The 14,156-nt window shown below is 64.1% G+C and carries 15 protein-coding genes; 3 read left to right on the top strand and 12 right to left on the bottom strand.

Going from position 1 to position 14,156, the window contains the following annotated elements; translation table 11 throughout:
• Positions 1 to 137: 137 nt before the first annotated feature.
• Positions 138 to 491, bottom strand: coding sequence for an ArsC family reductase (locus tag RFM68_RS07535; protein WP_320232078.1), 354 nt, complete (start codon positions 489 to 491; stop codon positions 138 to 140).
• A 204-nt stretch (positions 492 to 695) separates the two neighbouring features.
• Between RFM68_RS07535 and RFM68_RS07530 the strand changes: the two genes are divergently transcribed.
• Positions 696 to 1,052, top strand: coding sequence for an ArsR/SmtB family transcription factor (locus RFM68_RS07530; RefSeq protein WP_320232077.1), 357 nt, complete (start codon positions 696 to 698; stop codon positions 1,050 to 1,052).
• Positions 1,049 to 1,528 (top strand): SRPBCC family protein, encoded by a 480-nt coding sequence (locus RFM68_RS07525; RefSeq protein ID WP_320232076.1) that lies wholly within the window; start codon positions 1,049 to 1,051, stop codon positions 1,526 to 1,528. Before RFM68_RS07530 ends, RFM68_RS07525 begins: the two co-directional genes overlap by 4 nt.
• 97 nt (positions 1,529 to 1,625) lie before the next feature.
• On the opposite strand, the gene RFM68_RS07520 is transcribed toward RFM68_RS07525, so the two are convergent.
• From RFM68_RS07520 to RFM68_RS07485, 8 genes are all read right to left on the bottom strand, one after another.
• A complete protein-coding gene (locus RFM68_RS07520) occupies positions 1,626 to 1,979 on the bottom strand; it encodes a SnoaL-like domain-containing protein (protein WP_320232075.1) in 354 nt (117 codons plus the stop codon).
• A 124-nt stretch (positions 1,980 to 2,103) separates the two neighbouring features.
• Entirely contained in the window at positions 2,104 to 3,096 is a 993-nt protein-coding gene (locus RFM68_RS07515) for a 2-dehydropantoate 2-reductase (protein WP_320232074.1), read from the bottom strand.
• Complete coding sequence (locus RFM68_RS07510; RefSeq protein ID WP_320232073.1) at positions 3,096 to 4,625, bottom strand: acyl--CoA ligase; 1,530 nt, start codon at positions 4,623 to 4,625, stop codon at positions 3,096 to 3,098. Before RFM68_RS07510 ends, RFM68_RS07515 begins: the two co-directional genes overlap by 1 nt.
• A 45-nt stretch (positions 4,626 to 4,670) precedes the next feature.
• Positions 4,671 to 6,257, bottom strand: a complete 1,587-nt coding sequence (gene ggt / locus RFM68_RS07505) for a gamma-glutamyltransferase (protein WP_320232072.1) — start codon at positions 6,255 to 6,257, stop codon at positions 4,671 to 4,673.
• A gap of 20 nt (positions 6,258 to 6,277) precedes the next feature.
• The gene (locus RFM68_RS07500; protein ID WP_320232071.1) at positions 6,278 to 7,078 is read right to left on the bottom strand and encodes an ABC transporter permease; all 801 of its coding nucleotides are present in this window, start codon (positions 7,076 to 7,078) and stop codon (positions 6,278 to 6,280) included.
• Positions 7,075 to 7,998, bottom strand: coding sequence for an ABC transporter permease (locus tag RFM68_RS07495; protein ID WP_320232070.1), 924 nt, complete (start codon positions 7,996 to 7,998; stop codon positions 7,075 to 7,077). Before RFM68_RS07495 ends, RFM68_RS07500 begins: the two co-directional genes overlap by 4 nt.
• Entirely contained in the window at positions 7,995 to 9,074 is a 1,080-nt protein-coding gene (locus RFM68_RS07490) for an ABC transporter ATP-binding protein (protein ID WP_320232069.1), read from the bottom strand. Before RFM68_RS07490 ends, RFM68_RS07495 begins: the two co-directional genes overlap by 4 nt.
• Before the next feature lie 79 nt (positions 9,075 to 9,153).
• On the bottom strand, positions 9,154 to 10,188 hold the full coding sequence (locus RFM68_RS07485) for an ABC transporter substrate-binding protein (protein WP_320232068.1): 1,035 nt from the start codon (positions 10,186 to 10,188) through the stop codon (positions 9,154 to 9,156).
• Positions 10,189 to 10,420: 232 nt separating this feature from the next.
• Between RFM68_RS07485 and RFM68_RS07480 the strand changes: the two genes are divergently transcribed.
• Positions 10,421 to 11,122, top strand: coding sequence for a GntR family transcriptional regulator (locus tag RFM68_RS07480; RefSeq protein WP_320232067.1), 702 nt, complete (start codon positions 10,421 to 10,423; stop codon positions 11,120 to 11,122).
• A gap of 13 nt (positions 11,123 to 11,135) precedes the next feature.
• Here the strand turns inward: RFM68_RS07480 and RFM68_RS07475 are convergent, their stop codons facing one another.
• The 3 genes from RFM68_RS07475 to RFM68_RS07465 all read right to left on the bottom strand — a co-directional run bounded on the left by RFM68_RS07475 (position 11,136) and on the right by RFM68_RS07465 (position 14,148).
• On the bottom strand, positions 11,136 to 12,221 hold the full coding sequence (locus RFM68_RS07475; RefSeq protein ID WP_320232066.1) for an ABC transporter ATP-binding protein: 1,086 nt from the start codon (positions 12,219 to 12,221) through the stop codon (positions 11,136 to 11,138).
• Positions 12,211 to 12,819, bottom strand: coding sequence for a cupin domain-containing protein (locus RFM68_RS07470; protein WP_320232065.1), 609 nt, complete (start codon positions 12,817 to 12,819; stop codon positions 12,211 to 12,213). The genes RFM68_RS07475 and RFM68_RS07470 overlap by 11 nt, the downstream gene beginning before the upstream one ends.
• Positions 12,820 to 13,077: 258 nt before the next feature.
• The gene (locus RFM68_RS07465) at positions 13,078 to 14,148 is read right to left on the bottom strand and encodes an ABC transporter substrate-binding protein (protein WP_320232064.1); all 1,071 of its coding nucleotides are present in this window, start codon (positions 14,146 to 14,148) and stop codon (positions 13,078 to 13,080) included.
• Positions 14,149 to 14,156 lie beyond the last annotated feature (8 nt).

Genomic DNA, 14,156 nt, shown 5'->3' with positions numbered 1-14,156 from the left:
GCCGGCTTTCGCCAATCGCGAACGTCCAGGAATGAACAGAGCGCCGAAGCTGCTAATCTCGCCCCTTGAGGGGGAGATGTCCGGCAGGAAAGAGGGGGGCGCGAAGGAACGCGGCGTAGAAAGGTCTCTGCTGGACACTACCTTCCGTCGACCGCCTCCTCGTAAACCTCCGGCTTGAACCCAACGAGAACCCTGTCGCCGACCTCCAGCACCGGGCGCTTGATCATCGTCGGCTTGGCGAGCATCAGCTTCTTCGCCTTCTTCTCGTCGAGCGCTTCCTTGTCCTTCTCCGGCAGCTCGCGAAACGTCGTGCTGCCCTTGTTGAGCAGCTTTTCCCAACCGACCTTGCCGACCCAGCCGTTCAGCTTCTCCGCCTCGATCCCCTCGGCCCGGTAGTCATGAAAACGATACGGCACGTCATGGCTCTCCAGCCAGACGCGCGCCTTCCTGATCGTGTCGCAGGTGGTGATGCCGTACATGGTGGTCGTCAAGGCAGGCCTCGTCGGATGGGGTTGCGAATCCGGCCGAAGCCTAGAGCATGACGCCGAAAAGTGTGAAGCGGTTTTCGGGCGACACCATGCCCTATCTCTTTGGTTTAGGGGCCTGCCCCGCACGCTTCGCACCGGCATGGATTTGGCCCTTGCAATTACTAAGGTATTTTCCTAAGTATTATTCGAACCCAGGAGCAACGGCCAATGATCAGCCTTGAGACCGTCAGCCAAAGCCTGCCGCCGATCGACGGCATCTTCCGCGCGCTTGCCGATCCGACCCGCAGGCGTGTGGTGGAGCGGCTGAACAGAAGCCCGGCCTCGGTCAGTGAGTTGGCCGAACCATTCGAGATGGCACTGCCTTCCTTCGTCGAGCACCTGAGGGTGCTGGAAGGCTGTGGCCTAGTGCAGTCGGAGAAAGCCGGCCGCGTCAGGACCTACCGGCTATCGCCCCAGCCGCTGCAGCTTGCGGAAAACTGGCTCGTCGAACAGCGCGCGCTGTGGGAGCGCCGCCTCGACCAGTTCGACGCCTATGTGATGAGCCTCAAGGAGAATGAAAAGTGAGCTATCCGTTCAAGCCCAACCCGAAACTGGACCTGACGCTGGAGCGCTTTCTCGATGCGCCGCGCGAATTGCTATGGCGCGCATGGACGACGCCGGAGCATGTCAAGCAGTGGTTCACGCCAAAACCCTGGATCATCACCGACTGCGAGATCGACCTCAGGCCCGGCGGCCTGTTCCGCACGCGCATGCAGTCGCCCGACGGCAAAGAGGTGAGCGACCGTCATTGCTGCTATCTCGAGATCGCGCCGAACGAGCGACTGGTGTGGACCGACGCGCTGCTGCCGGGCTACCGGCCGTCCGGCGAACCCTTCATCACCGCAATCATCGCGCTGACGCCCGAAGGCAAGGGCACGCGCTACACCGCCACCGCCATCCACCGCGATGAGGCGACACGCAACAGCCACGAGGAGATGGGTTTCTTCGACGGCTGGGGCACGGTGGCTGATCAGCTCGCGGATTATGTGAAGACGATCTAAGATGGATCGGATGGCGGCCAGGGCATTATGCTGGGCCGCCATGCCTGGATTTCAAATCATACTTCGAGGGCAGTGACGCGCCGAAGGCCGGCAAGCCTCAATAATAGAAGCGCTCTTCGCTGATCTTGCCGTTCTTGACTGTGTAGAGGCCGACCTCGTCCATTTTGACGCGTTCTCCGGTCGACTTGGGCGTTATGTCGAAGCTGAAGCGCAATGCGAACTGGTCGCCATTGACATAGGGGCCTTCGACCGAGCCGCCATGGACCTCGTGGTTCGCTTCCCACCACTCGCCCTTCTGCTTGATGGCTTCCTTGCCGTTGCAAACGGCCATCGGCCCTTCCATGGCCTCGTAGCTGACGATGTCGTCGGCATTGTATTTCGCGGCAGCGCTGTGGTTGTCGCCCCGCTTGAGGAGTTCCGTGAAATCCTTGGCTAGTTCGGCAGTGGTCATGACTTCCTCCCGGTTTGGACCAGACATCAAGTAGGGAGCGATTGCCCGGCTGCCACTGGGGCCTCGCTCCGCAGGTGACAATTCGTGTCAGGATGGCGCTGACGATAAGGATGATTTGAGATGCTCACATGACAGAATAGGCATAGCACCCGCGCTCGACCGCAAGCAGCCGCACCAGCGCCAGCACGCTGTCGATGGTGGGCGTCGGCTGGCCGGTAAGCCGGCCGAGCTCCTGCACGGCGCTCACCAGCGCGTCGATCTCCATCGGGCGGCCGCGTTCGAGGTCCTGCAGCATCGAGGTCTTGTGCTCGCCCACATCGCCGGCGCCCTTGATGCGCTTCTCAACGGGAATGAGGAAACGCACGCCGAGGCTTTCGCCGATCGCCTGCGCTTCCAGCATCATGGCGCGGGCGACGGCGCGTGTGCCTTCGTCGGCGACGATCGCCGCAAGCGTGCTGCCGGTCAGCGCCGAGATCGGGTTGAAGGAGAGGTTGCCCCAAAGCTTCACCCAGATCTCCGAGCGTATGTCCTCGCGGACCGGCGCCTGCAGGCCGGCCTTGACCAGTTCGCGGGCAAGCGCGGCGGCTCGCTCGCTCTTCTCGCCCGAAGGTTCTCCCAGCGAAAAGCGCGTGCCCTCGACATGGCGGATGAGGCCGGGCGCATCGACCTCGACCGCCGGATAGACGACGGAGCCGATGACGCGCTCCGGTCCGATACGCTGCCAGATCGTTCCGCCGGGATCGACGGCGCTCAGCCGCGTGCCTTCGAGCGCGCCGCCAGCCTTGTGGAAATACCACCAGGGCACGCCGTTCTGCATGGTGACGACCGCTGTCCCCTCACCCAGCAGCGGCGCGATCTCGCCCAGCGCCGGCGCCAGCGAATGCGCCTTCAGCGCCAGCACGACATAGTCCTGCACGCCGAGTTCCTCGGCGCGCGCCGCCGCCTTCACCGAAGTCACCGTTTCCTTGCCGTCCTCGATCAGGCGAAGGCCATCGGCCTTGATCGCGTCGAGATGCGCGCCGCGCGCCACGATCGACAGATCGACAGAGCCGGCGATCGCGAGCTTGGCGGCGAGGTAGCCGCCGATGGCGCCGGCGCCGAAGACAGTGATGCGCATCAGCCGAGCCCGAGCTTGGCCGCGAGCCCGATGCGCTGCAATTTGCCGGTCGCGCCCTTCGGAATCTCGTCGAGGATCACCACCTTGCGCGGAACCTTGAAATCGGCGAGCCGCGTCGCGGCAAACCCGCGGATGTCGGCCTCGCTGGCGTTCTGGCCTTCGCGCAGCACGACGGCCGCCGCGACCTCCTCGCCGAGCTTGTCATGCGGCATGGCGAAGGTGACGACCTGCGCCACCGCCGGATGATCCATCAGCACGCCGTCGACCTCGAGCGGCGAGATCTTTTCGCCGCCGCGATTGATGATCTCCTTCAGCCGGCCGGTGACGCGCAGATAGTTGTCTTCGTCGAGCACGCCCTGGTCGCCGGTGTGGAACCAGCCATGGGCGAAGGCGCTGGCATTGGCGTCGGGATTCTTCTCATAGCCGGCGGTGACGTTCGGTCCGCGAATGACGATCTCGCCGATCTCGCCGGATTTGAGCAACCGCCCGTCCGGCGCCATGACCGCCACTTCCGGGCCGGCCGATGCGCCGACGCTGCCCGGCTTGCGCTGTCCAGGCGGCAAACGGTTGGACGCCATCTGATGCGCAGCCTCGGTCATGCCGTAGGATTCGATGACCGGACAGCCGAAGGTCCCCTCGAGCTCCGCCATCACCTGCGCCGGAAGCGAAGCTGACGACGATCGGATGAAGCGCAGCTTCGCCTCGGCGAGCTGCTCGGGATTGCGGGCGGCGCGCGGCAGGATCGCCTGGTGCATGGTGGGCACCGCCGTATACCAGCTGGGCTTCGCTTCGGAGAGCCACTGGAAGAAACGCAGAGCGTTGAAGCCCGGCGTGCAGAAAACGCTGCCGCCGGTGGCGAGCGAGGACAGCACCGCCGCGATCAGGCCATGGATGTGGAACAACGGCATGATGTTGAGGCAGCGGTCCGACGTCGTCAGGCCGAGCGTCGCGCCGATATGCGCTGCCGACGCTGCAAGGTTGGCGTGGCTAAGCGGTACCAGCTTTGGGCGCGAGGTGGTGCCCGAGGTGTGAAGAAGGAGCGCAACATCACCGTCCTCGGCCAATCCAGACGAGGCCGGTGACCCGACCGGGTCGCCCTCGATCCTGAAGACACCGGCCGGCGCACCCTCCGGCACGACCAGACGAAGCACAGGGATGCCTAGGCGTTCGGCAACTTCGACCGACGGCCCCTGCTCGTCCTTGCCGACAAGGATCGCCTTGACGCCGATGTCGCTCAGATAGAAATCGAGCTCGTCTGCGCGATAGGCTGGATTGAGTGGCGCCGTGGACGCGGCGGCAGCCACGGCGACGAAAGCCGTCGCCATCTCCGGGCCGTTCGGGAGCACGATGGCGACGCGATCGCCACGGCCGATGCCGAGCGCATTGAGCCGCGCCACGGTATCGCGGATCAGGCGGCGCAACCCGCCATGCGATAGGGCTGTCCGTTCGGGCGCGGCAATGGCCGGCGCGTCTTCGGCGCCGGGCGCAAGGCGATGGGCGAGATCGGTGGCGTTTTGGCTGTTTGTCATGGTTCCAGACTATGTTTCGAACGATCGGCCGATGTCCAGCGCTGCTCAATATCCGAGCGCCAGGCCGTCCTTGCGCGGATCGGAAGCGCCGGTCAGCGTGCCCTTTTCCCAATCGATCAGCACCGCCTGCCCACCGCCCAGCGGATGATCCGGTTCCACCACCTGGTGGCCACGCCGGCGGAGGCCTTCGATCGTCTCGGCGCGTACGCTCCGCTCGGCCTCGACGACGTCGTGATTGTAAAAGACGCGCGCGGCATCGATCGCCTGCTGCGGGTCCATGCCGAAGTCGATCATGTTGGTCAAAAGATGCACATGGCCGAAAGGCTGGTAGCCGCCGCCCATGACGCCGAACGGCATCACCGCGCGGCCGTTCCTCGTCATCATGCCCGGCATGATCGTATGCATCGGCCGCTTGCCGGGGGCTATTGCGTTCGGGTGCTTTGGATCGAGGCGGAAACTGGAACCACGGTTCTGCAGCACGACCCCGGACTTCGGGCCGACAACGCCGCTGCCGAAGGAATAATAGGTCGAGTTGATGAAGCTCACCGCGTTGCGGTCGCGGTCGACGACGCTGATATAGACCGTGTCGCTGCCCGGCAGGTCGAGGCGCGGCAGATCGCTCATGGCGCGCTCTGGATCGATCGCGGCGCGCAGCCGGTCGGCATATGCGCCGGAAAGCAGCGCCTTGACCGGCACGTCGACATGGTCCTGATCGGCGAAAAACGCGTCGCGGTCCTGATAAGCGAGCCGGCCCGCCTCGATCTCGAAGTGCAGACGCGCGGCGCCGTCGGGATCGAGCTTTCCCAGTTCATAGCCCGACAGCACGTTCAGCATCAGAAGCGCGGTCAGGCCTTGGTTGTTGGGCGGCATCTGGTGGATGTCGAACCCACGATAAGAGGTGCTGACCGCGGTCCGGTAGTCGCCCTTCGTAGCGGCGAAATCGTCGAGCGTGTGCAGGCCGCCAAGCGCACGAAGCCGTCCAACGATGTCCTCAGCCACAGCGCCTTCATAGAAACCGGCTCGACCTTTCCTGGCGATGACGCGCATGGTCTCCGCGAGTTCCGGCTGGCGGTGGATGTCACCCGCCTTCGGCGACTTGCCACCCGGCAGGAAGATGCGCGTCGCCACCTCGTCGGCCGACAGGTCGGTTTCCGGATCCTCCCAGTCGAAGGCGACGCGGTCGTGCACGACATAGCCGTCTTGCGCATAGCGGATGGCCGGAGCGAGCGCGTCGGCGATACCCTTGCGGCCATGATCCTCCAACAGCCGGCACCAGGCATCGACGGCGCCGGGAATGGTGACTGCGTGCGGGCCCTGTTTGGGGAGTTCGTCGAAACCCTTGTCCAGATACCAGTCGACGGTCGCAGCCCCCGGCGCGCGGCCCGAGCCATTGAAGGCGATCACCTCGCCCTGCCCTTTCGGGCAATAGAGGACAAAACAGTCGCCGCCGATGCCGGTCGACTGCGGCTCGACCACCGCCTGCACCGCGGCCGCACAGACGGCAGCGTCCATGGCGTTGCCGCCGGAGCGCAGCATGTCGATGGCGGCTAAAGTGGCGAGCGGATGGGAGGTCGCGGCCATCGCCTCGGTGGCACGGACCGGCGAGCGGCCGGGGAACTGGAAATCACGCATGCTGGTCTGGTATCCCTGAATCAACGTCCGCGGCCGAAAAGCTGGGCGGCGGACAACAAGACGATCGACAACACGATCAGGCAAGTCGAAATGGCGGCGATCGTCGGGTCGATCTGATCGCGCAGCGCACTGAACATGCGGCGCGTCAGCGTCGTGGTCTCGCCGCCCGAGATGAACAGCGACACCACCACCTCGTCGAAGGAGGTGATGAAGGCAAACAGCGCACCCGAGACAATCGAGAAGCGGATCTGCGGCATCGTCACCTGGAAGAAGGCGGAGAAGCGGCCGGCGCCGAGGCTGCGCGCGACCTTCTCCTGGTTCATGTCGTAGGAGCGCAGCCCCGAAAGGACGGTCAGCACGACCAGCGGCAGCGCCTGCACGGTATGCGCGATGACGAGGCCGGTCAGCGTGTTGTTGAGGCCGATGCGGGCATAGAGGAAAAAGGTGCCGATGCCGATCAGGATGACCGGGATGATCAGCGATGCGGTGAGCAGCGCGTTGACGGCGCCGGTCAGCCGCAGCGTGCGGGCGTTGATGGCGTAGGCCGCGCCGGTGCCGAGCAGCGTTGCTACGACCGCCGTCATCACCGCCACCTTGACCGACACGATGGTGGCGTCGCGCCATTCGACCGAGCCGAAATAGCTTTCATACCAGCGCAGCGACCATTCCTGCGGGGGGAACTGCAGCAGCGTCGAGCCGGAAAAGGACATGATGACGATGATCGCCGACGGGGCGATCAGGAACAGCATGACGAGCCCGCCGAGCGCATAGAGCCAGAGGCGTTGCCGATGCGAGATGGGCAAGGCATTTTCCATGCTCATCGCTGGCTCCATACGCCCGTGGCGCGGGCGCCGAGCAGCCACTGGAAGAAGCCGAGCAGCGCCAGCGTGACGCCAAGCAGCACGACGCCGAGCGCGGCGCCCGCGCCCCAGTTGGAATAGAGGCTGGTGGTCTGCTCCATGCGCATCGCCCACATGATGACCTTGCCGCCGCCCATCAGCGCCGGGGTGACGAAGAAGCCAAGGCAGAGCACGAAGACGATGACCACGCCCGAGGCGAGGCCCGGCAGCGACAGCGGGAAGAAGATCTGCCGGAAGGTGGCGGCCGGGCTGGCGCCGAGATTCATGCCGGCGCGCAGGCAGTCGACATCGATGGTCTTCATCGAGGCGTAGAGCGGTAGCACCAGGAAGGGCAGCATGATATGGGTCATGCCGATGACGACGCCGGCGAAATTGTTGGCAAGCGGCAGCGGCTGACTGATGACGCCGAGGTCGATCAGCCAGCTGTTGACCAGCCCCTTGCGCTGCAAGATGACCAGCCAGGCATAGGTGCGCACCAGCACCGAGGTCCAGAACGGCAGGATGACGAAGATCAGGCAGATCGAGGCCGCGCGGCGCGGCAGTTGCGACAGCATATAGGCCAGCGGGTAGCCGAACAGTACGCAGGCGCTGGTGACGATGAAGGCTACCTTGAAGGTGGTGACGAAGGTCTTGATGTAGGAGGCCTGCTCGAAGAAGCGCGCATAGTTGGCGACACTGAGCTGACCGGTTTCGTCGAACAGCGAAAGCCAGAACAGCCAGCCGATCGGCACGATGATGACGGCAAAGACCAGAAGCAGCCCAGGCGACAAAAGCGCCAGCAGGCCGCGCGATTCCCGCCGCGCGTCGGCGGCCAGCGCATCGGCATTGAGCGTGCGATCGGGCCTGCGGGCATGATCGAGGCTGGCGGATCCGATGCTCATTGATCCGCCACCAGCACGACATCCCGCGCATCGATGCCGAGCGTTATCGGTTCGCCCGGCGCCGGCAGCTTCGCCAGCACATCGGAGCGGCAATAGTCGCGCAGAGTCACCTGCCGCCCATCCTTGAGCGTCGCATAGCAGACGAAACTGTCGCCCTGATAGATGACATCGCCGACCGTTGCCGGCAGCGCGTTGACGTCGTCCGTGTGTTCGCCAGCGATCAGGCTCAGCTTTTCCGGTCGCACGACCATCAGATGCCGGCCGGCGGACGGTGCCGCTGCCGCCATGCGGAGCTTCCTGTCCTCGTACCAGACGCTGCCATTGCGGCATTCGACGGGAATGAAGCTGGACTCGCCGATGAAGCCGGCAACGAACTTCGTTTGCGGCCTGGCGTAAAGAACCTCCGGCTGATCGATCTGCTCGACGCACCCGGTATTCATGACGGCAATGCGGTCCGACATGGTGATGGCCTCGCGCTGGTCGTGCGTGACGTAGACGGTCGTCATACCGAGCCGGCGGTGCAGGTTGCGCAACTCGATCTGCATATGCTCGCGCAGGCTCTTGTCGAGCGCCGATAAAGGCTCGTCCATCAAAACGATGCGCGGCTCGAAGACGATGGCGCGGGCTAAAGCCACACGCTGGCGCTGGCCACCGGAGAGCTGATCGACACGGCGCTCGCCGAGGCCTTTCAACTGCACAAGGTCCAAGGCCCTCTCGACACGCTCGGCCGTTTCCGCTGCCGACACGCGCCGCTGCCTCAGCGGAAAGGCGATGTTGTGGAAGACATTCATATGCGGGAACAGCGCATAGTTCTGGAACACCATGCCGATGTTGCGCTTGTGCGGCGGCATGGTGATGATCTCCTCGCCGCCGACCTTGATGGAGCCGGCATTGGCCCGCACGAAGCCGGCCAGGATCATCAGCAGCGTCGTCTTTCCCGAGCCGGACGGTCCGAGCAGCGTCAGGAATTCGCCCGCCGCGACATCGAGGCCGAGATCGTGCAGCACCGACACGCCGCCGAAGCGCTTCTCGATACCGCTGATGCCGATGGGAAGCGCGGACTGAGCGAGAGACAAGAGCATCTCCTTCAACTCCGGATCGTTGTCGGCGAAATATGCGGAGCGGCGCCTCGCGGACGCCGCTCCGACACGGTCGCTATTGCTGGATCAGGTTGTTGAACTTCTCGGTCGCCTCGACGAGGGTATCGCGCCAGAACGCCGGATCCTGCAGCACCTGCTTCTTGACGTTCTCCGGCGCGGAATTGATGTCCTTGATGCGATCCTGCGGGATCTTGCCGGTCTCGAAAGCCTTCTCATTGGCGGGGCCGTTGTCGACATAGAGCGGCAGGTTGGCCTGGAGATCCGGGCTGACGAACTTGGCCAGCGCCTTCATGGCGATGTCCTTGTTCTTCGAGCCCTTCGGGATGACCATGCAGTCGGCGGTGAGAACGCCCTGGTCGAAGGAGAAGCTGACAGGCGCGCCCTGCTTCTTCAAGGTCCCGGCGCGGCCGTTCCAGATGCTCGCCATATCGACCTCGCCATCCTTGACTAGTTGCATAGCCTGCGCGCCGGAGGTCCACCAGGCATCGATATGGCCCTTGACCTTGTCGACGGATTGCAAGGCGCCGTCGATGTCGACCGGATAAACCTTGTCGATCGGAATACCGTTGGCAAGCGCGGCTACACTCAGCGTTTCCGTCGCCTGGCTGCCGGAGAGCGCGCGGCGGCCCGGGAACTTTTCGACGTTCCAGAAATCGGCCCAGGTCTTCGGGCCCTTGTCGCCGAAAACATCGGTACGGTAGATCAGCACGACGGAGGTGTAGGAGATGCCGACCCAATCGTCATGGACGAGCTTCGGGTTGATGCCGCTCTTGTCGATGACGCTGTAGTCGAGCTTCTCGAACAGGCCTTCCTTGGACCCCCGCGCGCATTCATCGGCGCCGAGCTCGGTGATGTCCCATTTGACGGCATTACCGGTGACCTGCAGGCGCACGTCGTCGAGGCCGTTGGTGGTGTCCTGCTTGATGGTGATGCCGAGATCCTTGGCCGTCGGATCGAAGAAGGCCTTGGTCTGCGCCTCCTGATAGGTGCCGCCCCATGAGGCGACGGTGATGGTGTCGGCGGCCGACGCCGGAACGGCGACCGAGGCGAGCAGGCCGGCGAGGCCATGAATACAAAGTCTCTTCGTCATTTTCGCTTCTCCAACCGGTGTTCCCATTATCGTTGATTTGGTATGCGAATTTGTATACAATTTTGAGTGTAACTTACGGCAAGGCGATGTCAACACGGGTCGTCACCCGAGGAACACTTTTCGCGGAGGCAAGCGGGGCTGCGTCGCCGATCCACGCGGGCGGCCGTATTTCAAGCAAGGGCTAAAAGGCTCTAGACTGCGATTCTGCAATGGGCCGTTGGAGGCGGGACGTTTGAAAAAGGAACGGAAAAACACGCTGCGCGACTCCGTCTTCGAGGCGCTGAAGGCGATGATCATCACCGGCCAGATCCCGCCGGGCAGCCGCGTAACGGAAAACGAGATCGCCGAGCGCCTGAAGGTGAGCCGCACGCCGGTGCGCGAGGCCTTCAACCGGCTGGAGCGCGACGGGCTGGTGATCGGCCGTCCGCGTCAAGGCTATGTTGTGACCGAGTTCAACCTGACCATGTTCCGCGAGGCTTTCGACATCCGCGAATTGCTCGACGGACGCGCGACTGAACTGGCGGCGGCCAACGCAACCGCCGCCGACAAGGCGAAGCTGCGCGAGATGCTTGCCGAATGCGAAAGGCTCGCGGCGATCCCGGATCGCAGCACCAGGGAGAAATTCGAGGAGCTTCAGGTCGGCATCGACCTGCACCGGGTGATCGCCGAAATCAGCGGCAACGAAATGCTGCATGGAATGCTTTGCGGCATCCTCGACAAATGCCAGCAATATGTCTGGACCGAGCTTCTGTGGCTGGACGAGTGGAAGCTCACCCGCGAGGAGCATGCCGGCATCGTCGACGCGATCTGCGCCGGCGATGTCGCATTGGCCGGCGAGCGGGCTCGTGCGCATGTGCGCGGCTCGCGCGAAAACATCCTGCGCCTGCTGCAGGCCAAGTCCGATTATCAGGGATTTTTCGCCAAGGCGTCGTGATCCAGCTGCAGTATCAGCTCGCGAGCATCGGGCAGTTGGCGCCAGGCCGCAGGCTGATATGCGCCACGTCGCCGATGCTGAATTGAGAGCCGTCGGCACGTCGCGGGGCATCGATGACGATCGGAATCCCCTGCCCGAGCTCGGCATGAAGGCGCAGCGTGCGGCCGTGGAAAACGATGCCGGTTACCCGCGCCGGCGCGGTTCCTTCGGCGGCTTCGCCGGCAGCCAGAAGATCTTCGGGGCGCACGCCGATGGTGCGTGTGTCGCCGGCGGCCGGCGTCTCGCCGCTATCCGAGGTAGCCTCCAGCGGCAGCTCGCCGGCGGCAAAGCGCAGGCGCTCGCCGTCGCGGCCGACAAAGCGTGACTGCAGAAGGTTCATCGTGCCGATGAAGGACGCGACGAACCGCGTCGCCGGACGGTCGTAAAGCGTTGCCGGCGGCGCGATCTGCTCGATGCGGCCCTTGTTCATGACGACGATGCGGTCCGAGATCGAAAGCGCCTCCGTCTGGTCGTGGGTGACCATGACGAAGGTGGTGCCGAGCCGCGACTGCAGCCGCTTCAGCTCGACCTGCATCTGCTCGCGCAGATGCGCATCGAGCGCCGACAGCGGCTCGTCGAGCAAGAGCACGCGCGGTTCGCAGACGATGGCGCGGGCCAACGCGACGCGCTGGCGCTGGCCGCCGGAGAGTTCGGAGACGCGGGCGCGCAGCTTGTCGGCGAGCCCGACCATGTCGAGCGCCTCGCGAACCCGCTTGGCCTGCTCGGCACTGGTGAGCTTGCGCAGCGACAGGCCGAAGCCGACATTGGCCGCGACATCCATATGCGGGAACAACGCATAGTCCTGGAAAACGGTGTTCACTGGCCGATCGAAGGGCCTGAGCCCGGTGATGTCGCGCCCTTCGAGCAGGACATTGCCGTTGGTCGGACTCTCGAAGCCGGCGATGACGCGCAGGCTTGTCGTCTTGCCGCAACCGGACGGACCGAGCAGGGTCAGGAATTCGCCGGGGGCGATATCCAGATCGACCGCTTCCAGACCGACAATGCCACCGGGAAAGACCTTGGAGACTTTCTGCAGTCGAACGAGCGCATCAGGCGCCATCGCGCACCTCGGACGGCTTGGTGGTGTTGACCCACAGGATCTGGCAGCGCTCGGCGCCGGGATTGCGGAAGGCATGCAGCAGCGTGCTCTTGAAGGCGAAGCTGTCGCCGGCTTTCAGCACATAGGTCGTGGCATCCACCACCAGTTCGACCTCGCCCGTCATCACGAAGCCGAATTCGTGGCCGGCATGGGCGTAGGCTTCCGCCGTGCCGCCGCCTGCCTCGACCGTTACCAGCATGCCGGTGAGTGTCGCGGCGGGCGGCGACAGCAACGCCTTGCCGATGCCTTCGGATTTCACGGGAATCGAGCGCCGTTTGTCGGCCCGCACGCAATAGAGGTCGTTGACCGCCTCGTTGCCGTCGGCGATCAGCGCCGAAGGTTCGATGTTGAGCGCCGCTGCCAGCGGCCAGATCACCTTGACGCGCAGCGAGGACATGCCGCGTTCGATCTGGCTGAGCGCGCCGATGGAGATGCCGGCTTTTGCCGCAAGCTCGGCCAGCGAAAGCTTGCGCTCGAGCCTGAGCGCCCGCACGCGCCGGCCGACCCGCACATCGGCTTCGTCCTTCGGCCGTTTGGCCGCTCCGTCCACAATGTCCATCCGTTGATCCTCGTTGTCCTTCCCTCCTCCCTTTGTGGGAGAAGGTGGATCGGCGCGATAGCGCCGAGACGGATGAGGGGTGTTCCAGCGGAGTGAGACGTCGGCTTTCCCTGGAACACCCCTCATCCGGCAGCTGCGCGGCCACTGCCCGGCCCTTCGCAGGCTCAGGGCGTTCGAAGCTCGAAAAGCCAAGCAATTGGCTTTTCGTCCGCTAACGCGGACCGCTTCTCACCCCACAAGGGGAGAAGGCAAGAGCGCTCAGCCGCCGGCTTTTACCTTTTCGAACATCTTCGCCACATCGTCATTCTGCTTCATCGGCCCGGTGAAGATGGTGCTCTTCAGCATCACGTCCGGATCCGCCGGCAATTGCAGTTTCTCCAGCTCGTCCTTCGACACGCCGGCGAAGGCGGTCGAGAGCGAGCTGCCATAGCCATAGGACTGGATCAGGAACTTGCCCGAGTCGGCGTCGAGCCGGCTGTTGATAAAGTCATAGGCGAGATCGACATTCTTGGCGTCCTTCAGCATGACGAAGCCGCAGGCCCAGGTCAGCATGCCTTCCTTCGGCTTCATGAACTCGACCGGCACGCCCTGCTTTTTGAGCGAGGTGGCGGACGCGTTCCAGGTCATCGCGGCAACCAGCTGGCCGCTTGCCAGCGCCTGCTCGACCGAAGTCATGTCGGTGGTGTAGCTCGACAGCAGCGGACGCTGCTCGCGCAATTTCGCCGCTACCTTGTCCATCTGGTCCGGCGTCATGTCGAAGGGGTTCACACCGGCCAGAAGGGCGGCGACGATCGGCGTGTCATGCACGGCGTCGATGGTCGCCATGCGGCCGGCATATTGCTTATCCCACAGAAGGTTCCAGCTTGCCTCGGGGTTCTTCACAAGATCTGTGCGGTAGAGGATCGAGGTGTTGCCCCAGTCCCACGGCACCATCCATACCTTGCCGTCACCGGCCTGCAGGTCGGGCAGGTTCTTGAACACCGGGAAGATCGAATCCCAGTTCTTGATGCGCTTGGTGTCGATCGGCTGCAGCAGGCCTTCCTTGTTCCAGCGCGCCACCTTGTCGTAGCAGGGGTGCGCGATGTCGGGTCGGAAGCCGGCCTTGACCTTGGTGAAGGCATCGTCGTCGTCGCCGAAGATCGAGGCCTCGACGCCGTCCGGATGCGCGGTGAGGAAGCTCTTGTTGAAGTCGGGCAATTCATAGCCCGACCAGGTGAAGTATTGCAGCTTGTCGGCGGCGAGAGCGACCGTCGAGGACAGCGCCAGGGCGAGTGCGGCAAGGCCCGCCTTGGCCTTGTGTCCGATGATCGATTTCAGGTGGACTGTCATTTTCGTTC

Origin of the sequence: Mesorhizobium montanum (genome assembly GCF_033977145.1) — a bacterium.
Classification (GTDB): Bacteria; Pseudomonadota; Alphaproteobacteria; order Rhizobiales; family Rhizobiaceae; genus Mesorhizobium; species Mesorhizobium montanum.
The sequence above is the reverse complement of the archived record's forward strand: the minus strand, read 5'-3'. Positions and strand labels throughout refer to the sequence as shown.

Coding starts and splice junctions, on each gene's coding strand:
- ggt (WP_320232072.1), bottom strand. CDS start 6,257: ATGCGTGATTTCCAGTTCCCCGGCCGCTCGCCGGTCCGTGCCACCGAG.
- RFM68_RS07485 (WP_320232068.1), bottom strand. CDS start 10,188: ATGACGAAGAGACTTTGTATTCATGGCCTCGCCGGCCTGCTCGCCTCG.
- RFM68_RS07500 (WP_320232071.1), bottom strand. CDS start 7,078: ATGAGCATGGAAAATGCCTTGCCCATCTCGCATCGGCAACGCCTCTGG.
- RFM68_RS07530 (WP_320232077.1), top strand. CDS start 696: ATGATCAGCCTTGAGACCGTCAGCCAAAGCCTGCCGCCGATCGACGGC.
- RFM68_RS07465 (WP_320232064.1), bottom strand. CDS start 14,148: ATGACAGTCCACCTGAAATCGATCATCGGACACAAGGCCAAGGCGGGC.
- RFM68_RS07510 (WP_320232073.1), bottom strand. CDS start 4,625: ATGACAAACAGCCAAAACGCCACCGATCTCGCCCATCGCCTTGCGCCC.
- RFM68_RS07495 (WP_320232070.1), bottom strand. CDS start 7,998: ATGAGCATCGGATCCGCCAGCCTCGATCATGCCCGCAGGCCCGATCGC.
- RFM68_RS07470 (WP_320232065.1), bottom strand. CDS start 12,819: ATGGACATTGTGGACGGAGCGGCCAAACGGCCGAAGGACGAAGCCGAT.
- RFM68_RS07475 (WP_320232066.1), bottom strand. CDS start 12,221: ATGGCGCCTGATGCGCTCGTTCGACTGCAGAAAGTCTCCAAGGTCTTT.
- RFM68_RS07520 (WP_320232075.1), bottom strand. CDS start 1,979: ATGACCACTGCCGAACTAGCCAAGGATTTCACGGAACTCCTCAAGCGG.
- RFM68_RS07515 (WP_320232074.1), bottom strand. CDS start 3,096: ATGCGCATCACTGTCTTCGGCGCCGGCGCCATCGGCGGCTACCTCGCC.